Raw genomic sequence first — 21,590 nt, 5'->3', positions numbered from 1 at the left:
CCTGCGTCAGTCGTTGAGGGTGAGCGACAGCACCTTCACGACCAGCTCCGAATAGCCGATGCCGACCGCGCGCGCGGCCTTCGGCGGCAGCGAGTGGTCGGTCATCCCGGGGGCCGTGTTCACTTCCAGGAAATACGCATTGCCGGCCGCGTCGAGCATGAAATCCGCGCGGCCCCAGTCGGTGCAGCCGAGCACGTCGAACGCGCGGCGCGCGATGCGCTTCAGTTCCGCTTCCTGTTGCGCCGGCAAGCCGCACGGGATCAGGTACTGCGTATCGTCGGCGACGTACTTCGCGTGGTAGTCGTAGAACTCGCCGGCCGGCACGATCTTGATCAGCGGCAGGTCGAGATCGCCGGCGATGCACGCGGTGTATTCGCCGCCGCCTTCGATGCTCTTCTCGACGATCACGATCTTGTCGTGCGTCGCGGCTTCCTCGAGCGCGGCCGGCAGCGCGTCGGCCGTCTTCACCTTCAGCACCGCGACGCTCGAGCCTTCGCTCGCCGGCTTCACGAACAGCGGCAGGCCGAGCTTCGCGACGATGTCGGTCGCGCGCGCGGCCAGGTCGTCGCCGCGCATCACCGTCTCGAACGGCGGCGTCGGCACGCCCGTCTGCTGCCACACGAGCTTCGTGCGGAACTTGTCGAGGCCGAGCGCCGAGCCGAGCACGCCGCTGCCCGTGTAGCGAATGCCGTAGAAATCGAGCGCGCCCTGAATCTGGCCGTTCTCGCCGTAGCCGCCGTGCAGCGCATTGAACGCGCGCACGAAGCCTTCGTCCTTCAGCGCCGACAGCGGCCGCTCGGCCGGGTCGAACGGATGCGCGTCGATGCCCGCGTCACGCAGGCCCTGCAGCACGAGGCGGCCCGAGGTGAGCGACACCTCGCGCTCGGCGGATTCGCCGCCGAACAACACCGCCACCTTGCCGAAACGTTTCGGATCGATCCCGCTCATGTCAGCCTCCGGGCCGCCCCAAGGAGGCTGACCGCCCCCGCGGGGGGCAGCGAACGAAGTGAGCGTGGGGGTAGTTTCATGTCATGCCTTCTGTTGAATGTGTTGCACGAGCTTCGCCGGCACGCCGCCGATCGAACCCGCGCCCATCGTGATCACCACGTCGCCGCTCTGCGCGACCTTCGCCAATGCATCCGGCACGTCGTCGACCGTCGCGACGAACACCGGGTCGACCTTGCCCGCCGCGCGCAGCGCACGCGACAGCGCATCGCCGCTGGCCGTCGGGATCGCGGCCTCGCCGGCCGCATAGACTTCCGTCAGCACCAGCGCATCGACCATCGAGAGCACGTTGACGAAATCGTCGAAGCAGTCGCGCGTGCGCGTGTAGCGGTGCGGCTGGAACGCCAGCACGAGGCGGCGGCCCGGGAACGCGCCGCGCGCGGCCGCGATCGTCGCCGCCATCTCGACCGGGTGATGACCGTAATCGTCGATCAGCGTGTACTGGCCGCCGTCCGCGCTCGGCACTTCGCCGTAACGCTGGAAGCGTCGGCCGACGCCGTTGAATTCCGCCAGCGCCTGCTGGATCGCGTCGTCCGACACGCCGAGGTCGGTCGCGATCGCGATCGCCGCGAGCGCGTTCTGCACGTTGTGCAGGCCCGGCATGTTCAGCACGACCGCGAGCGGCGCACGCCCTTCGCGGATCACCGTGAAATGCATCCGGCCGTCGCGCGCGTCGATGTCTTCCGCGCGCACCTGCGCGTCCGGCGACAGGCCGTAGCGCACGACCGGCTTCGAGATGAACGGGATGATCTGCCGCACGTTCGGATCGTCGACGCACACGACCGCGCTGCCGTAGAACGGCAGGCGCTGCGTGAATTCGATGAACGCCTGCTTGAGCCGCGCGAAATCGTGGCCGTAGGTGTCCATGTGGTCGGCGTCGATGTTCGTGATGACTTCGATCACCGGATACAGGTTCAGGAACGACGCATCCGACTCGTCGGCCTCGGCGACGATGAAATCGCCCGTGCCGAGTCGCGCGTTCGCACCGGCGCTGATCAGCCGGCCGCCGATCACGAAGGTCGGGTCCAGGCCGCCCGCCGCGAGCACGCTCGCGACGAGGCTCGTCGTCGTGGTCTTGCCGTGCGTGCCGGCGATCGCGATGCCCTGCTTCAGCCGCATCAGTTCCGCCAGCATCACCGCGCGCTGCACGATCGGCACGCCGCCGTGACGCGCGGCCAGCACTTCCGGGTTGTCCGAACGCACGGCCGTCGACACGACGACCGCGTTCGCGCCCTCGATGTTCGCCGCGTCGTGGCCGATCGCGATCCGCGCACCCAGCGCCGCGAGGCGATCGGTCACCGCATTGCGCGACAGGTCCGAGCCGCTGACCGCGTAGCCGAGGTTGACGAGCACTTCGGCGATGCCGCTCATGCCCGCGCCGCCGATCCCGACGAAATGAATGTGTTTGACGATGTGTTTCATTGCAGTTGTTCCAGGTTCGCGCCGGCCGCCTTCGCGCAGACGCGCGCGACTTCGTCGGTGGCCTCGGGCTTCGCGAGCGAGCGCGAACGTTCCGCCATGGCCGCGAGCGATGCCCGCGACTGGCCGCGCAGCCAGTCGGCGAGCAGTTCCGCCGACAGGTCGCGTTGTTGCACCAGCACGGCCGCGCCCGCATCGGCGAGGAACGCGGCGTTGGTCGTCTGGTGATCGTCGACCGCGTACGGGAACGGCACGAACAGCGCCGCCACGCCCACCGCCGCGATCTCCGACACCGTCATCGCGCCCGACCGGCAGATCACCAGATCCGCCGCCGCATACGCGGCCGCCATGTCGTCGATGAACGGCACGAGCCGCACGTCTTCGCCGGCCGCGAAACCGGCCGCTTCGTAATTCGCCTTCAATGCCTCGATGTGCTTCACGCCGGCCTGGTGCACGACGCGCGGGCGCTCGCCCGGCGCCAGCAGCGCCAGCGCGCGCGGCACGACTTCGTTCAGTGCGGCCGCCCCGAGGCTGCCGCCGACGACCAGTACGTTCAGCGCGCCGCTGCGCGACGCATAGCGTGCTTGGGGCGGTTCGGTGTGCGCAAGTTCCGCGCGAATCGGGTTACCCGTCCATTCCGCGTGCGGCAGCGCGCCGGGGAACGCCACGAGCACGCGCTTCGCGAGTTTCGCGAGCACCTTGTTCGTCAGGCCCGCGATCGAATTCTGTTCATGCAGCACGAGCGGGCGCCCCGACAACGCGGTCATCACGCCCGCCGGGAACGTGATGTAGCCACCCATCCCGAGCACGACGTCCGGTCGCACGCGGCGCAGCGCGCCGAGGCTCTGCCAGCATGCACGCAGCAGGTTGACCGGCAGCGTCAGCTTGGTCTTCAGGCCCTTGCCGCGCAGCCCGCCGAACCGCACGTACTCCATCGGAATGCCGTGCTTCGGCACGAGCGTCGCTTCCATCCCGGCCGGATTGCCGAGCCATACGACGCGCCAGCCCGCCGCTTCCATCCGGTGCGCGACCGCGAGGCCGGGGAACACGTGGCCCCCGGTGCCGCCTGCCATCACCATCAGCGTGCGTTGCGACGCGGTCATACCTTCCCTCCGCGCATCAGCACCCGGTTTTCGTAATCGACCCGCAGCAGCACCGCGAGCGCGACGCAGTTCAGCAGGATGCCGGAACCGCCGTAGCTCACGAGCGGCAGCGTCAAGCCCTTGGTCGGCAGCAGCCCGAGGTTCACGCCCATGTTGATGAACGTCTGCGCGCCGAACCAGATGCCGATGCCCTTCGCCATCAGGCCCGCGAACGTGCGATCGAGCGCGAGCGCCTGGCGGCCGATCTCGAACGCGCGGCGCACGATCCAGTAGAACAGCAGGATCACGACCAGCACGCCGACGAAGCCGAGTTCCTCGCCGATCACCGCGAGGATGAAGTCGGTATGCGCTTCCGGCAGGTAGTTCAGCTTCTCGACGCTGCCGCCGAGGCCGACGCCGAACCACTCGCCGCGGCCGAACGCGATCAGCGAGTGCGTGAGCTGGTAAGCCTTGCCCTGCGCGTAGCGCTCGTCCCACGGATCGAGATACGCGAAGATCCGCTCGCGACGCCACGGCGACAGCCACACGAGCATCGTGAAGGTGCCGACCGCCGTCGCGACGAGGCCGCCGAACAGCTTGCCGTTCACGCCGCCGAGGAACAGCACGCCCATCGCGATCGCGGCGACCACCATGAACGCGCCCATGTCGGGCTCGAGCAGCAGCAACGCGCCGACCAGGCCGACCGCGAACGCCATCGGCAGGAAGCCCTTCGCGAAGCTCTGCATGTATTCCTGCTTGCGCACCGTGTAGTTCGCGGCGTAGATCGTCACCGCGAGCTTCATGATTTCCGACGGCTGCATGTTCGTGATGCCGAGCGGAATCCAGCGGCGCGCACCGTTCACGCCCTTGCCGACGTGCGGGATCAGCACGATCACGAGGCCGACCAGCGCGATCAGGAAAAGATGCGGCGCGTATTTGTCCCAGGTCGACACGGGCACGCGGAACGCGATCACCGCCGCGACGAATGCGACGGCGAGCGACACGCAGTGGCGCATCAGGAACGCGTAATCGTGATACGACGCGTATTTCGGCGAATCGGGCATCGCGATCGACGCCGAATACACCATCACGACGCCGAGCCCGAGCAGCGCGATCGCGACCCACAGCAGCGAATAGTCGAAATCGAGCATCCGCGAACGGCTCGGGCGCACGCCGTTGACGACGCTCGCGAGGCCGCCCGTCGCGGCGCGCGTGGCCGACGCGACGCGGCCGCCCGCGGCGTTGCCGCCGGCATCGCGCCGGTCGTTGAAACGGGAGACGAGGCGATCGGACCAGCTCATGGCGTCGCTCCTTTGTCGATGGCGATTTCGTCGACCGCCGCGCGGAACACATCCGCGCGATGGGCGTAGTTCCGGAACATGTCGAGGCTCGCGCAGGCGGGCGACAGCAGCACCGCATCGCCCGGCTCGGCCAGGTCGGCCGCCGCGTGCACCGCGCTTTCGAGCGTCGCGTGGTCGGCGAGCGGCACGCCCGTTTCGGCGAGCGTGTCGCGGATCGCCGGCGCGTCGCGACCGATCAGCATCACCGCGCGGCACCAGCGCGCGACCGGCGCGACCAGCGGCGCGAAATCCTGCCCCTTGCCGTCGCCGCCGGCGATCAGCACGATCTTCTGCGCGAGCCCGTCGAGCGCGGCCACCGTCGCGCCGACGTTCGTGCCCTTGCTGTCGTCGACGTAATCCACGTCGTCGATCGTCGCGATCACTTCGACGCGATGCGCTTCGCCGCGGTATTCGCGCAGCGCGTGCAGCAGCGGCGCTGCGGCCAAGTCGATCGCACGCGCGAGCGCGAACGCGGCCAGCGCGTTCGCCGCGTTGTGCAGCCCGCGGATGCGCAGCGCGTCGGCCGGCATCAGGCGCTTCTGCGCGATATCGGGCGTATGCGCGGCGTCGCGTTTGCGCCGGCGAGTCGGCATCGCTTCATCCGGCGCGTCGCGATCGACGGCTTCCACCAGCCATGCGATACCGTTGTCGCGCGACAGCCCGTAGTCGCCGTCCTGCGTCGGTTCGTTCAGGCCGAACGTGACCGTGCGCGGCGCGTCGGCCGCGCCGGCTGCCGGCGCGAACTTCATCACGGCCGCGTCGTCGCGGTTCAGCACGCGCGTCGTCGTCGCGCCGAAGATCCGGCCCTTTGCCTGCGCGTATGCGCCGAAGCTGCCGTGCCAGTCGAGGTGGTCCTGCGTGATGTTGAGGATCGCCGCGGCATCGGGCGCAAACGTGCGCGCGGTCTCGAGCTGGAAGCTCGACAGTTCGAGCACCCATACGTCGGGCAGCGCGGTTTCGTCGATCGCGCTCGCGAGCCGGTCGAGCATCGCCGGGCTGATGTTGCCCGCGACGGCGACCTTCTTGCCCGAGCGCTGGCACAGCAGGCCCGTGAGGCTCGTCGTCGTGGTCTTGCCGTTGGTGCCGGTAATCGCGAGCACCTTCGGCTGGTAGCCGCTCGTGCCGAGCGCGCGCAGCGCCTGCGCGAAGAATTCCAGCTCGCCCCACACCGCGACGCCGCGCTCGTTCGCGGCCGCGACCAGCGCCGCGAGTGCCGGCTCCAGCGGCGACAGCCCGGGGCTCAGCCCGACGATCTCGATGCCGCCGTCGAGCAGCGCGGGCGTGAACGCGCCGCCGACGAATTCCGCGTCGATGCCTTCGGCCTGCAGCGCGGCAAGGTTCGGCGGCGCCTCGCGAGTATCGGCAATGCGCAGCCGGCACCCGTGCCTCGCGCACCATCGCGCGATCGCGAGACCCGATTCCCCGAGCCCCAGTACGAGCACCATCGGCCGTTGCCGATCTCCAAACATCTCGCCAGACATCCTTGTTACCTTTCCTTTACCGCAGCTTGAGGGTGGTCAGACCGAACAGGCACAGCATCAGCGTGATGATCCAGAAACGCACCACCACCTGCGTTTCCTTCCAGCCGGACAATTCGAAATGATGATGCAGCGGCGCCATCTTCAGCAGGCGTCGCCCTTCGCCGTAACGCTTCTTCGTGTACTTGAACCACGAAACCTGCAGCATCACCGACAGCGTTTCCGCGACGAAGATGCCGCCCATGATGAACAGCACGATTTCCTGGCGCACGATCACCGCGACCGTGCCGAGCGCGCCGCCCAGCGCCAGCGCGCCGACGTCGCCCATGAATACCTGCGCGGGGTGCGTGTTGTACCAGAGGAACGCGAGCCCTGCCCCGCCCATCGCGGAACAGAAGATCAGCAGCTCGCCCGCGCCCGGGATGTGCGGGAACAGCAGATATTTTGAATAGACCGCGCTGCCCATCACGTACGCGAACACACCGAGCGACGCGCCGACCAGCACGACCGGCATGATCACGAGGCCGTCGAGGCCGTCGGTCAGGTTCACCGCGTTGCTCGCCCCGACGATCACGAAGTAGGTCAGCACGATGAAGCCCCAGACGCCGAGCGGGTAGCTGATCGACTTCAGGAACGGCAGCATCAGGTCGGCGCGCGCCGGCAGCCCCATCGACAGGCCGCTCCTCACCCACGCCATGAACAGGTCGAACACGCGCACGTTGTTCGCCTCGGACACGCTGAACGCGAGATAGACGGCCGCGAACAGCCCGATCACCGACTGCCAGAAATACTTTTCGCGCGACGACATCCCGCGCGGGTCCTTGTGGACGACCTTGCGGTAATCGTCGACCCAGCCGATCACGCCGAAACCGAACGTGACGAGCATCACGATCCAGATGAAACGGTTCGTCAGGTCGCCCCACAGCAGCGTCGCGACCGCGATGCCGATCAGGATCAGCACGCCGCCCATCGTCGGCGTGCCGGACTTGACGAGGTGGGTCTGCGGGCCGTCCTTGCGCACGGCCTGCCCGACCTTCATTTGCGTCAGCTTGCGGATCACCCACGGTCCGCACACGAGCCCGATCCCGAGCGCGGTGATGGTGGCCATCACCGCACGGAACGTGAGGTACGTGAACAAGCGCAAAAAGCTTGCGTCGCCCTGCAGCCATTGCGCCAGCGCCAGCAGCATGCTTCCTTCCTTCTACTCAGTGTGCGGCGGGCACGGTGCCCGCCGCGGGTTGGTTCGTCAGCGCGTCGATCACGCGCTCCATCTTCATGTACCGCGAGCCCTTCACGAGCACCGTCGCCTGCGCGCCGTGACCGGCCGCGAGCAGCGCCGACACGAGCGCGCCGACGTCGTCGAAATGGCGCGCCGTGTCGCCGTATGCGGTGCACGCGTCGCGCGACGCGTCGCCGAGCGCGAACAGCGCGTCAATCCCGCGTTCGCGCGCGTACGCACCGATCTCGCGGTGGAATGCCGGCCCTTCGTCGCCGACTTCGCCCATGTCGCCGATCACCAGCACGCGCGGCGCCGGATGCGCGGCGAGCACGTCGATCGCGGCACGCATCGAATCGGGGTTCGCGTTGTACGTATCGTCGACGACCGTCGCGCCCGCGAGGCTGCCGACACTCGCCTGCTTCACCTGCAACCGGCCCTTGACCGGCTCGAACGATTCGAGACCCTGCCGGATCGCGGACAGCGCGACGCCGGCGCCGAGCGCCGCAGCCGTCGCGGCCAGCGCGTTACGCGCGTTGTGCTCGCCGAGTGCACGCAGCCGCACCGTGACGGCGCCGACCGGCGTGTCGATCGCGAGTTCGCCGCCGTGCACGCGCCCGACGACCTGCGCGTCGTTCTGACGTTCGGCGTCGTGCAGCGCGAAATCGAGGATCCGGTTGCCGGTCGACGCGACCCGCCAGATGCCCGCGTACGCGTCGTCGGCCGGGAACACCGCGACGCCGTCCGGCGGCAGCGCGTGGATCACCGCCGCGTGTTCGAGCGCGACGGCCTCGACCGTCGCCATGAATTCCTGGTGCTCGCGCTGCGCGTTGTTGACGAGCGCGACCGTCGGCGCGGTGAGGCGCGCGAGGACTTCGGTTTCGCCCGGGTGGTTCATGCCGATCTCGATCACCGCCAGACGATGCGTGGCCGACAGGCGCAGCAGCGTCAGCGGCAAGCCGACATCGTTGTTCAGGTTACCGGCCGTCGCGAGCCGCGCGTCGGCGCCGACCGCCGCCGCGAAGATGGACGCGATCATTTCCTTGACGGTCGTCTTGCCGTTGCTGCCCGTCACCGCGACGAGCGGCAGCGGGAATCGCATCCGCCAGCCGTGCGCGAGCGCGCCGAGCGCGGCGCGCGTTTCGCCGCCTTCGATCATCGGCATCGCGACGCCTGCCGGCGCATGCGCGACGAGCGCCGCGGCAGCCCCGCGCGCGGCGACGTCGCCGAGGAAGTCGTGCGCGTCGAAGCGCTCGCCCTTCAGCGCGACGAACAGGTCGCCCGGGCCGGCCGTGCGGCTGTCGGTCGACACGCGGTCGAAGGTGATGCCCGCGTCGCCGCGGACGGTGGCGCCGGGAATCAGGCGGGCGGCTTCGCCGAGGCTGAGCATCGTCATTCCGCGCCTCCCTTGCCGTGCGTCGCGCGCGCTGCGAGCGCGAGCCGCGCGTGATCCTGATCGGAGAACGCCCGCTTCTTGCCCATGATTTCCTGCGTGGCCTCGTGGCCCTTGCCGGCCAGCACGACGACGTCCTCGCGTGCGGCGCCACGCACCGCCTGCAGGATCGCGCTCGCGCGATCCTCGATACGGCGTGCGCGATCGGATGCGGTCATGCCCGCGACGATCTGGTCGATGATGTGCTGCGGATCCTCGCTGCGCGGGTTGTCGCTCGTGACGACGACTTCGTCGGCGAGCCGCTCCGCGATCGCGCCCATCAGCGGACGCTTCGTCGCATCGCGATCGCCGCCGCAGCCGAACATGCAGACGAGCCGGCCGCCGCGCGCCGCGGCGATCGGGCGCAGCGCGTCGAGCGTCTTTTCGAGCGCGTCGGGCGTATGCGCGTAGTCGATCACGACGAGCGGCTCGTCGTTCTGCAGCCTGCCGCCGAGCCGCTGCATCCGGCCGTTGACCGACTCGAGCCGCCCGATCTCGGCGAGGGCCGCCGCAAACGGCACGTCGGCCGCGAGCAGCGAGCCGAGCACGGCGAGCAGGTTGCTGACGTTGAACGTGCCGAGCGTGCCGACCTCGACGTCCGCGTCGCCCCACGACGAATGCAGGCGGAATGCGGTACCCGTCGCGGTCGCGCGCACGTCGAGCGCGACCAGTTCGCGATCGGCGTCGGGCGCCGGTGCGTCGCCGATCCCGTACGCGATCGTGCGCACGCGGCCGGCCAGCTTCTCCAGCAGGCGGCGGCCCGCTGCGTCGTCGCGGTTGATCACCGCCGCGCGCAGGCCGCGCCACGCGAACAGCTTCGCCTTCGCGGCCTCGTACGCATCGAACGTGCCGTGATAGTCGAGGTGATCCTGCGTGAGATTCGTAAACACCGCGATGTCGAACGCCGTCCCGTTCACGCGCCCCTGGTGCAGCGCGTGCGACGACACTTCCATCGCCACGGCCTGCGCGCCCGCCTCGTGCAATTGCGCGAGGCTGCGCTGAAGTTGCGGCGCGTCGGGCGTCGTGAAGCCGGTCGGCACGAGCTGGCCGGGCATCCCGCTGCCGAGCGTGCCGATCACCGCGCACGGTTGGTGCAGCGCCGTCAGCGCGGTGGCGATCCACTGCGTGCACGACGTCTTGCCGTTCGTGCCCGTGACACCGATCGCGAGCAGGCTGTCGCTCGGATCGCCGCACCAGCCGCTGGCGATCTCGCCGGCGAGCTGGTCGAGCGCCGGCACCGCGAGCGCGACGGGCACGGCCGGCGCGGCCGGTGCGTCGGTCAGCCCTTCCGGCTGATACAGCACGGCGGCCGCACCGCGCGCAACGGCATCGGACATGAAAGCGCGGTTATCCGCCCCGTCGACCGCATACGCGACGAACACGTCGCCGGCCTTGAGGCTGCGCGTATCGGCATGCAGTTGCGCCGCGGGGGCCACATGCTGGCGCAGCCACGCGAGCGCGGCTGCGATCTGCTGATGCGCCGGATGGGAACTGCGGGCGGCGCTCATCGAACAACTCCTGGTGAATTACGCGTCGTGCTGGACACGATCATATGCTTCGCGCCGCTCCCCGCGGCCAGCTTTTGCGGGCCCTTTGCGGCAGCCGATTCCGGCGAATCATCGGACACGACGAGCTGCTTGATCGGCATGTTCGGCGGGACGTTCAGCGCACGCATCGTGTCGCCGGCGATCGCCGAGAATACGGGGCCGGACACCTGACCGCCGAAGTGGCTGCCGGCGGTCGGCTCGTCGACCGACACCGCGACGACGATGCGCGGATTCGGCATCGGCGCCATCCCGACGAACGACGCGCGGTACTTGCGCGTGTAGCCGTGACCTTCATGCTTGTACGCGGTACCGCTCTTGCCGCCGACGCGGTAGCCCGGCACGGCCGCGTCCGGCGACGTGCCGCCCGGCGCGACCACCGTCTCGAGCATCGCACGCACTTCGCGCGCGGTGGTCGGGTTGAACACTTGCGTGCCCGCGATCGGCTGATTGGGGTCAGTCTTGAAAATGGTCACGGGCATCAGCTCGCCGTCGTGCGCGATCGCCGTGTACGCCCGTGCGAGCTGGAACAGCGACACCGACAAGCCGTAGCCGTACGACATCGTCGCCTGCTCGATGCGGCGCCAGCTCTTCCACGGACGCAGACGACCAGCCACCGCGCCCGGAAACCCGACCTTCGGCGCCTGGCCGAGGCCGATGCTCGTATACATATTCCACATTTCCTCGGGCCGCATCGTCATCGCGATTTTCGTCGCGCCGATGTTGCTCGACTTCTGGATCACGCCGCCGACCGTCAGCGTGCCGAAACCCGCGTCGTCGGTGATCGGCGCGCCGTCGAGCACGAAATGCCCGTTGCCCGTTTCGACGAGCGTGTTCGGCGTCACGCGGTGCAGATCGAGCGCGAGCGACACGGTGAACGGCTTCATGATCGAGCCCGGCTCGAACACGTCGGTCATGATCCGGTTGCGCAACTGCTCGCCGGTCATGCGCGAGCGGTCGTTCGGGTTGTACGTCGGGTAGTTGACGAGCGCGAGCACTTCGCCGGTACGCACGTCGACGACCATCGCCGCGCCGGCCTTCGCCTTGAACTTCTCGACGGCAGCCTTCAGGTTCGCGTACGCGATGTACTGGATCTTGCTGTCGATCGACAGGTCGACATCGGTGCCGTTGTGCGGCGGAATCTGCTCGGCGACGTCCTCGATGATGTGCCCCATCCGGTCCTTGATCACGCGGCGCATGCCCGACGTGCCGGACAGCATCTTCTGGTCGCCCAGTTCGACGCCTTCCTGCCCTTCGTCCTCGACGTTCGTGAAGCCGATCAGGTGAGCGGTGATCTCGCCTTCCGGATAGAAGCGCTTATATTCGTTGCGCTGATAGATACCGGGAATGTCGAGCGCGGCGACCTTGTCGGCGACGTCGATCGGCACCTGGCGCTTCACGTAGACGAAACCCTTGTCTTCCGACAACTTCACGCGCAGTTCCTTCGGCGTCGTGCCGAGGAGCTTGCCGAGCTGGTTGATCTTGTCGGCGCCGAGATCGTCCGGCACCGCGTCGGGAATTGCCCAGATCGCGCGCACCGGCAAGCTCGTCGCGAGCACGAGCCCGTTACGGTCGAGAATCTTGCCGCGCGTGGCCGGCAGCTCCAGCGTGCGCTGGTAGCGGCTTTCGCCCTGCTTCTGGTAGAACGCGTTGCCGGGCCCCTGGATCCAGAATGCCCGCGCGGCCAGCGCGACGAACGCCATGAACAGCATGAACACGACGAGCTTCGAGCGCCACATCGGCAGATGCACGCCCAGCACGGGGCTCGACGAGAATTTCACGTTCTGGCGCTTCGGGGACGGTTTCATCGCGCGCCTCCCTTGCCCTTGCCGGCCGTATCGGCCGAAGCAGGGATCGGCGCGTCGATCGCCTTCGCGGCGCCCGGCGGCAGCGTCAGGTATTGCGTGCGGCCGGTCGAGATCGGCTGCATTTTCAGCGAATCGTTCGCGAGCTGCTCGATGCGCGACGTCTTCGACAGCGCGCTCTGCTGATATTGAAGCTGCGCATAGTCCTGCTGGAGCTGACGCTCCTGCGACTGCGCGCGCTGCAGCTGGATGAATATCTGGCGTTGCTGGTTCGTCGAGTTGACGACCGACAGCGCGCAACCCATCACGATGATCAGCAGGAAGATGTTGAGGCGGCTCATGGCGTGACGCGCTCCGCGATGCGCATCACGGCCGAGCGGGCGCGCGGATTCGCGGCGACTTCCGCTTCGCTCGGAAACTGGCGGCTGATGATCTTGAGCGGCGGGCTCGGGAGGTCGACGGCGCGGATCGGCAGACGACGATCGACCGCGGGCGCACTCGCGTGCGCCTGCATGAATCGCTTGACGATCCGGTCCTCGAGTGAATGAAAGCTGATGACCACCAGCCGCCCCCCTTGCTCCAGCAACGACAGTGCCGCGTCTAGTACGACTTGCAGGTCCGCAAGCTCTTGATTGACGTGAATCCGTATAGCCTGAAAGGTGCGGGTTGCCGGATCCTTGCCCTTCTCACGGGTTTTGACGACGTGACCCACGATTTGGGCAAGCTCGCCCGTGGTGTCGAGAGGCCCAAGACGGTCGGACTCTGCCCGGCGAGCAACAAGCGCCTTTGCAATCTGAAAAGCAAACCGTTCTTCCCCATAATCCCGTATCACCTCCGTCAATTCCTGCACCGAAGCCCGCGCGAGCCATTCGGCCGCCGACTCGCCACGCGTCGGATCCATTCGCATGTCCAGCGGACCATCGGCGCGGAAGCTGAAGCCGCGCGCCGGATCGTCCACCTGCGGCGAGGACACGCCCAGGTCCAGCAACACCCCCGACACCTTCTCGACGCCGCGCGCCGCAAGCGCGTCGCGCATCGATGCAAAGCTGTCATGCACGATCGAGAAGCGCGCATCCTCGATGCCCTGCGCCGTCTCGATCGCCCTCGGATCCTTGTCGAACGCAATCAGCCGCCCGGCCGCCGCCAGCCGCGCGAGCACCGCGCGGCTATGGCCGCCGCGCCCGAACGTGCCGTCGACATACACGCCGTCCGGCCGCGTCACGAGCGACTCGACCGCCTCATCCAACAGCACCGTCCGATGCCGCAATTCATTTCCCATCGCGGGCGTCTCCGTCACCGCAATCAGAACGTGAAATTCTTCAGCGCGTCGGGCATGCCCTGCGCCATCGCTGCCTGCTCCTTCGCGTTGTAGGTCTGCGAATCCCACAGCTCGAAGTGACTACCCATTCCCAACAACATGACTTCCTTTTCCAGTCCGGCTGCCATGCGCAGCTCGGGCGATACAAGAATCCGGCCCGCGCTGTCGAGATCGACGTCCATCGCATTGCCGAGAAAAATTCGCCGCCACCAGTGCGCGTCCATCGGCAGCGCGGCGATCTTGGCGCGGAACACTTCCCATTCGGGGCGCGGAAACAGCAACAGGCAGCCGTCCGGGTGCTTGGTCACAGTCACCCGTCCTTCTGCCTGTCCTTGCAGCGCTTCGCGATAGCGAGCCGGCACCGACATCCGGCCTTTCGCATCGAGCGTCAGCGCCGACGCCCCTTGGAACACTTTCCGCTCTCCCGTTCAGGGCACCGAAGCACCCGCTCAATGCTGAGAATTTAGCCGGAACAGCCTGCTAAATCACACAAAAATACACTTTCTCACACTGTCTCCCACTTTAGAGGAAGGGTGTGGCACGGTCAAGGGAGCGGCCCGCTTTTTTGACGAATTTTGTTAGTTAGAACAAGGACTTACGCGCACATGCTCATGCGGCCCCTCATTCCAAAAACCGTTATAAATGAAAGAGCTAGTGCAACTTGTGAAGGTGATACGTGAGAAAGATGGGCCAGACGGGCGTGCGGACGGGGCTTTCGGGGGCGGGAAAACGAGGAGTGAGCGGGTGGTATCGGGGGCGGTGAACCGGGGCGGCGTCCCACGCCACCCCGGCCCAAATCTCAGAGATGGTACGCAGTGCTCGTCATGACTTTCGACGCGGCGCGCATCAGCATCCGCGCAGGCAGCGGCAGCTCGATTCCGCCGGCGTCGGTCGCGGCCTTGCCGTGCTTTACCTCGTCGATGCGCATCTGGTCGACGATCGCGCGCGACGCGGTGTCGGTCGGAGGCAACTCGGACATGTGGCCTTCGAGGTGGCTCTCGACCTGTCGCTCCGTCTCGGCCATGAAGCCGAGGCTGACCTTGTCACCGAGCGTGCCGGTCGCCACGCCGATCGCGAGCGCGCCCGCATACCAAAGCGGGTTCAGCAGGCTCGGGCGCGAATCGAGTTCCTTCAGGCGGTGCGCGGTCCACGCGAGGTGATCCTCCTCCTCGCGCGCGGCCTCCTCGAACATCGCCTTCGCCGACGCCGTGCGCGCGGTGAGCTTCTGCGCCTGGTAGAGCGCCTGCGCGCAGACCTCTCCGACGTGATTCACGCGCATCAGCCCGGCCGCGTGCTTGCGCTCGGCGGGCGTCAGTTCGACGTCGGGCGTATCGGCCGGCACGGGCACCGGCCGGCTCATCCGGCTAATGCCGGTCAGCGATCGCAGGCCGCGATCGAATTCGCTGATCAGTTCATCCAACACCATCCTGTTCTCCTGGCTGCAGGTACCGCTGCGCGCGGCAAGGGCATGGGTCCGCCGCGTAACCGACTTGATTATTCAGCGGAAATTGCGGTTAACCCGTGATTTTAACCATTGTTGCATAAAGGAAACATGGCGGCGTTGAGCTGCAGTATTTCGCTTTGTGGCAAAAAACGGCTTTGCTACATTACGTGCGACTTCTTGCGAAGTTGATGGGGCCCGTCAACAGAACATAACTATCCGCCCCGCCAAAAAAATTCAGTGATTCTTGGAGATCCGTTAATGAAAAAGTCGCTTCTCGCGCTCGTCGCGCTGGGTGCGTTCGCTGGCGCGGCCCACGCGCAAAGCAGCGTGACGCTTTACGGCATCATCGATGAAGGCCTGCTCTTCAACAACAACGCAGGCGGCAAGCACCTGTACAGCATGGCCAGCGGCGTGATGCAAGGCAGCCGCTTCGGCCTGCGCGGCACCGAGGATCTCGGTGGCGGCCTGAAGGCGATCTTCACCCTCGAAAACGGTTTCGACGTGAACAGCGGCAAGCTCGGTCAGGGCGGCCTGATGTTCGGTCGTCAGGCTTACGTCGGCCTGTCGAGCCAGTACGGTACGGTCACGCTGGGTCGTCAGTACGACTCCGTCGTCGACTTCGTCGGCCCGCTCGAGGCAGGCGACCAGTGGGGCGGCTACATCGCCGCTCACCCGGGCGACCTCGACAACTTCAACAACGCGTATCGCGTGAACAACGCGGTCAAGTTCACGAGCCAGAGCTACGGCGGCTTCACGTTCGGCGGCCTGTACAGCTTCGGCGGTCAGGCAGGCCAGTTCTCGAAGAACCAGGTCTGGTCGCTCGGCGCAGGCTACAACAACGGCCCGTTGGTCCTTGGCGTCGGTTACTTGAACGCACGCACGCCGAACCAGTTCGGCGGCATGTTCAACAACGGGTCGACGTCGTCGTCGGTCTCGTCGCCGGTCTACGGCGCGTACGCCAACAACGCGAACACGTACCAGGTCATCGGTGCAGGCGGCGCGTACACGTTCGGCGCAGCGACGATCGGCGCGACGTACTCGAACACGAAGTTCAAGGGCTTCTCGGCAGGCCCGTTCGTGAACCAGACCGCGACGTTCAACAACGGCGAAATCAACTTCAAGTACCAGTTGACCCCGGCGTTGATCCTCGGCGCAGCGTACGACTACACGCAAGGCAGCAAGATCGACGGCAATTCGGCAGCCAAGTACCACCAGGGCTCGCTGGGCGTCGATTACTTCCTGTCGAAGCGCACCGACGTCTACGCGATCGGCGTGTACCAGCACGCAACGGGCAACGTGCTCGATTCGAACGGCAACGTCCTGAAGGCAACGGCAGCGATCAACGGTCTGGCCGGGTCGAGCACCAGCAACCAGGTCGCGGCACGCGTCGGTATCCGTCACAAGTTCTAACCAGCTTGCCTGACAAGCCGCAGCATATTGAAGGCGCCTTCGGGCGCCTTTTTCTTTTCTGGGGAGACGGGGGTGGTCGGTCGGTCGGTCGGTTGGTCGGTTGGTCGGTTGGTCGGTTGGTCGGTTGGTCGGTTGGTCGGTTGGTCGGTCGGTCGGTCGGTCGGTCGGTCGGCGGTCGGTCGGCGGTCGGCGGTCGGCGGTCGGTCGGCGGTCGGCGGTCGGCGGTCGGTCGGCGGTCGGCGGTCGGTCGGCGGTCGGCGGTCGGCGGTCGGTCGGCGGTCGGCGGTCGGTCGGCGGTCGGCGGTCGGCGGTCGGCGGCTGGTGGCTGGTGGCTGGTGGCTGGTGGCTGGTGGCTGGCGGCTGGCGGCTGGCGGCTGGCGGCTGGCGGCTGGCGGTCGGCGGGCGGTCGGCGGGCGGTCGGCGGGCGGCGGGCGGCGGTCGGCGGCTGGTGGCTGGTGGCTGGTGGCTGGTGGCTGGTGGCTGGTGGCTGGTGGCTGGTGGCTGGCGGCTGGCGGCTGGCGGCTGGCGGCTAGCGGCTAGCGGCTAGCGGATGGCGGTAGACGCGCGTCGCGTGCGCCGCCCCGAGCCATCAGTTGGAAACAAGGATTGCCGCCACCTCCCGCACGAAACAAGCGCTTGCGCTCATCTACCCGCAGCCGCAAACAAAAAACCCGGCACGGGCCGGGCTTTGCGTTCAACCGTATCGTCGCGCGTTACGCTCGTCCGTCGCGCAGTTCGCGCCGCAGGATCTTGCCGACGTTCGTCTTCGGCAGTTCCGTGCGGAACTCGACCAGCTTCGGCCGCTTGTATCCGGTGAGCCGCTCCTTGCAGTAAGCAAGGATGTCCTTGTCGGTCAGCGCCGGATCCTTTTTCACGACGAACAGCTTCACGGCTTCGCCGGAATGCTCGTCCGGCACGCCGACTGCCGCCACCTCGAACACACCCGGATGCGACGCCACCACGTCCTCCACTTCGTTCGGATACACGTTGAAGCCGGACACGAGAATCATGTCCTTCTTGCGATCGACGATCTTCACGTAGCCGCGCGCATCCATCACGCCGACGTCGCCCGTCTTGAAGAAGCCGTCCGCGAACATGACCTTCGCGGTCTCGTCCGGCCGGTTCCAGTAGCCGGCCATCACCTGCGGCCCGCGGATGCAGATCTCGCCGGGCTCGCCGAGCGCGACGTCATTGCCGGCATCGTCGCGGATCGCGACCTCGGTCGACGGCAGCGGCAAGCCGATCGTCCCGCTGTATTCGGTGGCCGTTACGGGGTTGCAGGTCGCCACCGGCGACGTTTCGGACAGCCCGTATCCTTCGATGATCGCGGTGCGGGTCTTTTCATACCACCGCTTCGCGACGCCTTCCTGGATCGCCATGCCGCCGCCGTTGGCGATCACGAGCTTCGACAGGTCGAGCTGACCGAATTCGGGATGGTTGAGCAGCGCGTTGTACAGCGTGTTGACGGCGGGAATCGTCGAGATCTGGTAACCCTTCAGTTCCTTGATCATGCCGGCGATGTCGCGCGGATTCGGGATCAGGATGCCCATGCCGCCGGTACGCATCGTCAGGAAACCGCAGACGGTCAGCGCGAACACGTGATACAGCGGCAGCGCGACGACCGTCACGAATTGTTTCACGTCGGGATACTTGTCGTGAGCCGGCTGATGCCAGGCGCCGGCCTGCAGCACGTTCGACACGATGTTCCGGTGCAGCAGCGTCGCGCCCTTCGCAACGCCGGTCGTGCCGCCCGTGTACTGCAGGAACGCGACGTCGTCGGGGCCGATCTTCTGCGGCTTGAACGCCTGTCGCGCGCCCTCCGAGAGCGCCGCCTTGAAGCGCGTGAACGAGGGCAGTTGCCACGCGGGCACCATCTTCTTCACGTTCCGCACGACGTAGTTGACGAGCCACCCCTTGATGCCCAGCAGGTCGCCCATCGATGCGACGACCACGTGCTTGACGGCCGTATTGGCGATGACGGCCTGCAACGTCGACGCGAAATTCTCGAGGATGACGATCGCCTCCGCACCGCTGTCCTTCAGCTGATGCTCGAGCTCGCGCGGCGTATAGAGCGGATTGACGTTGACGACGGTATAGCCGGCGCGCAGGACCGCGGCGATCGTCACCGGGTACTGCAGCACGTTCGGCATCATGATCGCGACGCGCGCCCCGCGAGCCAGGCCGCGGGACTGCAGCCACGCGCCGAACTGGCGCGACAGCGTGTCGAGTTCGCCGTACGTGATGCCCTTGCCCATGCAGACGAACGCGGTACGGTCGCGATACTGCCGGAAGCTCTCGTCGAGCAGGTCCGGGACGGACGGATAAGGAGAGGGGTCAATTTCGGCTGGAACGCCGGGTGGGTACGATTTCAGCCAAATTTTGTCCATACCGCGCGTCTCCTCACTGATTTTCGAATGGTCGTGCTAAAAGGCATCGTAACGGCTCCCCCGCCCCGAGACAACAGGGTTAGATGTCCACTTCGAACTTGATCTCAATTTCGTCTGATCATACGGCGATATTCGATCAAATCCGCTCAACTTCCACAAGACAATCGTAAAACGTCGCCGAATTGCCCAGATCGGTCAGCGCCTGGCTCGTCACCTCGTTCGCGTTCCTGCCGTCCGGCGACAATTTCTTCCACCAGATCGACAGCCCGACGACGAGTCCGGCACGCGCGCGGTCGGTAATTCGCGCCAGCGCCTGCATCGAGCCGCGGTCGTTGAAGATGCGGACGGCGTCACCCTCTGCGATGCCGCGGGCGCCGGCGTCGGACGGATGCATGTCGAGGTGCGGCTCGCCTTCGGTCGAACGCAGGCTGTCGACGTTCACGAAAGTGCTGTTCAGGAAGTGGCGGGCCGGCGGCGAAATCATCGCCAACGGATAGCGTGCGGCGAGCTCGGGCGCGGCTTCGGCCGATTCGAACGGCGGCAGGTAGTCGGGGACGGGGTCCATGCCCATCTGTTCGAGCCGCGGGCTGTAGAACTCGCACTTGCCGGAGGGCGTGCGGAAACCGCCGTTCGCGAACGGCGCCTCCGGCAGCTTGAGCTTCAGCCAGCCGGCTCGCTTCAGCGTGTCCCAGTCGCTGTCGAGCGCCGGATCGTCCCAGCGAAGCGCCGCGCGCGCGACCTCTTCGTCGCTGTGATAGAGCGCGGGCTCGTCGAGTCCCATGCTGCGCGCGATCCCACGAAAGATCTCCGTGTTCGGCCGCGCATCTCCCACCGGCGGAATCGCCGGCAGGTTCGCCATCACGTAGGTATGGCCATACGATTTGTGGACATCCAGATGTTCGAGCTGCGTGGTCGCCGGCAATACAATGTCGGCGAAATCGACCGTATCTGTCTTGAAGTGCTCGAGAACGACCGTGAACAAATCGTCGCGTGCGAAGCCCGCGGCGACCTTCGACGAGTCCGGCGCAACCGCCGCCGGATTCGAGTTGTACACGATCACCGCTTCGACTTTCGGCCCGAACGTCGCGTCCCCCGGATGCAGCAGCGCGTCGCCGATCGCGTTCATGTTGATGATGCGAGGCAGCTTGTGCGGCCACCCCGGCATCAGGTCCGGACGCAGCAGCGCCGCCTGATTGACGGGCGCCGATTCCGACGACGAGAGCAGCAGGCCGCCTGCCCGATCGCGCCACGCCCCCGTCAGCGCCGGCAGGCCGGCAATCGCGCGGACGGCATTGCCGCCGCCGCGAACGCGCTGCATGCCGTAGTTGAGGCGGATCGATGCCTTACGGGTGGCGCCGTAGCGACGCGCAAGATCGACCAGTTCCGACGCATCGATGCCGCAGATCTGCGCCACGCGTTCCGGCGGATAGGACATCGCGCGCGCCTTGAGCGCGTCGAAGCCGAGCGTATGGTCGGCGATGTAATCGTGATCGAGCAGGTTTTCGGTCATCAACACATGCATCATGCCGAGCGCGAACGCGCCATCGGTACCGGGCTTCAGTGCGATGTGCTGATGGCATTTCTCCGCGGTCAGCGAGCGATATGGGTCGATCGCGACAAGACGCGCGCCACGGCGCTTCGCTTCCTGCGCGCGGGTCCAGAAGTGCAGGCTCGATGCAATCGGGTTCGCGCCCCATATCAGAATCAGCTCGCTTTCCTCGAAGTGTTCGAGGTGCATGCCGACACTGCCGCCGTATGTGTATCGCAGCCCCGCTGCACCGGCTGCCGAGCAGATCGTCCGCTCCAGCCGCGAGGCGCCGAGTTTGTGAAAGAAGCGCTGGGCGATGCCCTCGCCTTGCACTAGCCCCATCGTTCCCGCATAGCTGTACGGCACGATCGCTTCCGGCGCGCGCGCGGCGATTTCACCGAGGCGACGCCCGATCTCGTCGAAGGCCTCGCGCCAGCTGATCGGCACGAAGCGCCCTTCCCCCTTCGTGCCGACACGCTTGAGCGGGACAGTGAGGCGATCGGGGTGATGAACGCGATCCGCGTATCGGCTGACCTTCGTACACAACACTCCCTGCGTCGGCGGATGGTCGGGATCGCCCGTGACCTTGATTGCCTTGCCGTTCTCGACGGTCACCCGCATTGCGCACGTGTCCGGACAATCATGCGGGCAAACTGCCCGGGCTACCTGGGTGGCGGCGTTCATCGTTTTGAATGCGGAGATGGGGATTCGCAAATTTTACGTGGACACGCCGAATAAAGCGCCCATTTCGCACCGATTTTGGATTACCTGACCGAAGAAGGGCGAGGTGGGGGCTTCAGCAAGCAGAAAGCTGGTCGCACAATCCCGCTTGTCGACACGCTGGGGAAAGCAAGTTGCGGCCTTGGTCGAAGATACGATCAATAATCGATTGAATCGCTGGAGATGCAACCGATTGAGGGAATTTGATGCGGCAATTGATTACGTGGGTGAAGTGCTAACGCAGATAGGCGGGGTAATGCTCTTCCGCTCGCGCGCACATTTCCGCCGCGCCAATGCAAAAACCCCCGCCTTGTCGGGCGGGGGTTTCTGGCTTAGGGAGCCTGACGATTACCTACTTTCACACGGGAATCCGCACTATCATCGGCGTAGAGTCGTTTCACGGTCCTGTTCGGGATGGGAAGGGGTGGGACCGACTCGCTATGGTCATCAGGCAAAGAGGGT

Annotated in this window: 16 protein-coding genes and 1 rRNA gene; 1 reads left to right on the top strand and 16 read right to left on the bottom strand. The window is 66.6% G+C overall.

Features of this window, described 5'->3' with window-relative positions; translation table 11 throughout:
- Positions 1–6: 6 nt before the first annotated feature.
- The 13 genes from CFB46_RS06610 to coq7 form a co-directional block, all read right to left on the bottom strand.
- Complete coding sequence (locus CFB46_RS06610; protein ID WP_027783457.1) at positions 7–948, bottom strand: D-alanine--D-alanine ligase; 942 nt, start codon at positions 946–948, stop codon at positions 7–9.
- An 81-nt stretch (positions 949–1,029) separates the two neighbouring features.
- Positions 1,030–2,427 carry a UDP-N-acetylmuramate--L-alanine ligase gene (gene murC, locus CFB46_RS06605; protein WP_089499576.1) on the bottom strand — a complete coding sequence of 466 codons (1,398 nt, stop codon included), beginning with the start codon at positions 2,425–2,427 and terminating at the stop codon, positions 1,030–1,032.
- On the bottom strand, positions 2,424–3,527 hold the full coding sequence (murG, locus tag CFB46_RS06600; protein ID WP_089499575.1) for an undecaprenyldiphospho-muramoylpentapeptide beta-N-acetylglucosaminyltransferase: 1,104 nt from the start codon (positions 3,525–3,527) through the stop codon (positions 2,424–2,426). The genes murC and murG overlap by 4 nt, the downstream gene beginning before the upstream one ends.
- The gene (gene ftsW, locus CFB46_RS06595) at positions 3,524–4,807 is read right to left on the bottom strand and encodes a putative lipid II flippase FtsW (protein WP_027783454.1); all 1,284 of its coding nucleotides are present in this window, start codon (positions 4,805–4,807) and stop codon (positions 3,524–3,526) included. Before ftsW ends, murG begins: the two co-directional genes overlap by 4 nt.
- A complete protein-coding gene (gene murD / locus CFB46_RS06590) occupies positions 4,804–6,315 on the bottom strand; it encodes a UDP-N-acetylmuramoyl-L-alanine--D-glutamate ligase (protein WP_089499574.1) in 1,512 nt (503 codons plus the stop codon). The genes ftsW and murD overlap by 4 nt, the downstream gene beginning before the upstream one ends.
- A gap of 28 nt (positions 6,316–6,343) precedes the next feature.
- Positions 6,344–7,513, bottom strand: a complete 1,170-nt coding sequence (mraY, locus tag CFB46_RS06585; protein WP_006477019.1) for a phospho-N-acetylmuramoyl-pentapeptide-transferase — start codon at positions 7,511–7,513, stop codon at positions 6,344–6,346.
- A 16-nt stretch (positions 7,514–7,529) separates the two neighbouring features.
- Positions 7,530–8,936 carry a UDP-N-acetylmuramoyl-tripeptide--D-alanyl-D-alanine ligase gene (locus tag CFB46_RS06580; protein WP_089499573.1) on the bottom strand — a complete coding sequence of 469 codons (1,407 nt, stop codon included), beginning with the start codon at positions 8,934–8,936 and terminating at the stop codon, positions 7,530–7,532.
- Positions 8,933–10,480, bottom strand: a complete 1,548-nt coding sequence (locus tag CFB46_RS06575) for a UDP-N-acetylmuramoyl-L-alanyl-D-glutamate--2,6-diaminopimelate ligase (protein ID WP_089499572.1) — start codon at positions 10,478–10,480, stop codon at positions 8,933–8,935. Before CFB46_RS06575 ends, CFB46_RS06580 begins: the two co-directional genes overlap by 4 nt.
- Positions 10,477–12,324, bottom strand: a complete 1,848-nt coding sequence (locus CFB46_RS06570; RefSeq protein WP_089499571.1) for a peptidoglycan D,D-transpeptidase FtsI family protein — start codon at positions 12,322–12,324, stop codon at positions 10,477–10,479. Before CFB46_RS06570 ends, CFB46_RS06575 begins: the two co-directional genes overlap by 4 nt.
- Complete coding sequence (gene ftsL / locus CFB46_RS06565; protein WP_006487110.1) at positions 12,321–12,662, bottom strand: cell division protein FtsL; 342 nt, start codon at positions 12,660–12,662, stop codon at positions 12,321–12,323. Before ftsL ends, CFB46_RS06570 begins: the two co-directional genes overlap by 4 nt.
- Complete coding sequence (gene rsmH, locus CFB46_RS06560) at positions 12,659–13,600, bottom strand: 16S rRNA (cytosine(1402)-N(4))-methyltransferase RsmH (RefSeq protein WP_027783449.1); 942 nt, start codon at positions 13,598–13,600, stop codon at positions 12,659–12,661. The genes ftsL and rsmH overlap by 4 nt, the downstream gene beginning before the upstream one ends.
- Positions 13,601–13,623: 23 nt before the next feature.
- A complete protein-coding gene (mraZ, locus tag CFB46_RS06555) occupies positions 13,624–14,052 on the bottom strand; it encodes a division/cell wall cluster transcriptional repressor MraZ (protein WP_006487094.1) in 429 nt (142 codons plus the stop codon).
- A 386-nt stretch (positions 14,053–14,438) separates the two neighbouring features.
- Positions 14,439–15,065 carry a 2-polyprenyl-3-methyl-6-methoxy-1,4-benzoquinone monooxygenase gene (coq7, locus tag CFB46_RS06550; RefSeq protein ID WP_089499570.1) on the bottom strand — a complete coding sequence of 209 codons (627 nt, stop codon included), beginning with the start codon at positions 15,063–15,065 and terminating at the stop codon, positions 14,439–14,441.
- Positions 15,066–15,341: 276 nt separating this feature from the next.
- On the opposite strand from coq7, the gene CFB46_RS06545 reads away from it, so the two are divergent.
- Positions 15,342–16,493 carry a porin gene (locus tag CFB46_RS06545; protein ID WP_089499569.1) on the top strand — a complete coding sequence of 384 codons (1,152 nt, stop codon included), beginning with the start codon at positions 15,342–15,344 and terminating at the stop codon, positions 16,491–16,493.
- Between the two features lie 713 nt (positions 16,494–17,206).
- Here the strand turns inward: CFB46_RS06545 and CFB46_RS06530 are convergent.
- The 3 genes from CFB46_RS06530 to rrf form a co-directional block, all read right to left on the bottom strand.
- A complete protein-coding gene (locus tag CFB46_RS06530) occupies positions 17,207–18,880 on the bottom strand; it encodes a long-chain fatty acid--CoA ligase (protein ID WP_089499568.1) in 1,674 nt (557 codons plus the stop codon).
- Positions 18,881–19,016: 136 nt separating this feature from the next.
- The gene (locus CFB46_RS06525) at positions 19,017–21,092 is read right to left on the bottom strand and encodes a molybdopterin-containing oxidoreductase family protein (protein ID WP_089499567.1); all 2,076 of its coding nucleotides are present in this window, start codon (positions 21,090–21,092) and stop codon (positions 19,017–19,019) included.
- A 375-nt stretch (positions 21,093–21,467) separates the two neighbouring features.
- Positions 21,468–21,580, bottom strand: a 5S ribosomal RNA gene (rrf, locus tag CFB46_RS06520).
- Positions 21,581–21,590 lie beyond the last annotated feature (10 nt).

Source organism: Burkholderia sp. HI2761, assembly GCF_002223355.1.
Classification (GTDB): domain Bacteria; phylum Pseudomonadota; class Gammaproteobacteria; order Burkholderiales; family Burkholderiaceae; genus Burkholderia.
Note: the sequence above shows the minus strand (reverse complement) of the source record. Positions and strands in the feature narration are given on the sequence as shown.

Excerpts from the sequence above, each read along its gene's own strand:
- ftsL (WP_006487110.1), bottom strand. The coding sequence starts at position 12,662 with ATGAGCCGCCTCAACATCTTCCTGCTGATCATCGTGATGGGTTGCGCG.
- CFB46_RS06580 (WP_089499573.1), bottom strand. The coding sequence starts at position 8,936 with ATGACGATGCTCAGCCTCGGCGAAGCCGCCCGCCTGATTCCCGGCGCC.
- CFB46_RS06570 (WP_089499571.1), bottom strand. The coding sequence starts at position 12,324 with ATGAAACCGTCCCCGAAGCGCCAGAACGTGAAATTCTCGTCGAGCCCC.
- CFB46_RS06530 (WP_089499568.1), bottom strand. The coding sequence starts at position 18,880 with ATGGACAAAATTTGGCTGAAATCGTACCCACCCGGCGTTCCAGCCGAA.
- CFB46_RS06545 (WP_089499569.1), top strand. The coding sequence starts at position 15,342 with ATGAAAAAGTCGCTTCTCGCGCTCGTCGCGCTGGGTGCGTTCGCTGGC.
- ftsW (WP_027783454.1), bottom strand. The coding sequence starts at position 4,807 with ATGAGCTGGTCCGATCGCCTCGTCTCCCGTTTCAACGACCGGCGCGAT.
- mraY (WP_006477019.1), bottom strand. The coding sequence starts at position 7,513 with ATGCTGCTGGCGCTGGCGCAATGGCTGCAGGGCGACGCAAGCTTTTTG.
- coq7 (WP_089499570.1), bottom strand. The coding sequence starts at position 15,065 with ATGGTGTTGGATGAACTGATCAGCGAATTCGATCGCGGCCTGCGATCG.
- rsmH (WP_027783449.1), bottom strand. The coding sequence starts at position 13,600 with ATGGGAAATGAATTGCGGCATCGGACGGTGCTGTTGGATGAGGCGGTC.
- CFB46_RS06525 (WP_089499567.1), bottom strand. The coding sequence starts at position 21,092 with ATGAACGCCGCCACCCAGGTAGCCCGGGCAGTTTGCCCGCATGATTGT.
- murG (WP_089499575.1), bottom strand. The coding sequence starts at position 3,527 with ATGACCGCGTCGCAACGCACGCTGATGGTGATGGCAGGCGGCACCGGG.
- murC (WP_089499576.1), bottom strand. The coding sequence starts at position 2,427 with ATGAAACACATCGTCAAACACATTCATTTCGTCGGGATCGGCGGCGCG.
- murD (WP_089499574.1), bottom strand. The coding sequence starts at position 6,315 with ATGTTTGGAGATCGGCAACGGCCGATGGTGCTCGTACTGGGGCTCGGG.
- CFB46_RS06575 (WP_089499572.1), bottom strand. The coding sequence starts at position 10,480 with ATGAGCGCCGCCCGCAGTTCCCATCCGGCGCATCAGCAGATCGCAGCC.
- CFB46_RS06610 (WP_027783457.1), bottom strand. The coding sequence starts at position 948 with ATGAGCGGGATCGATCCGAAACGTTTCGGCAAGGTGGCGGTGTTGTTC.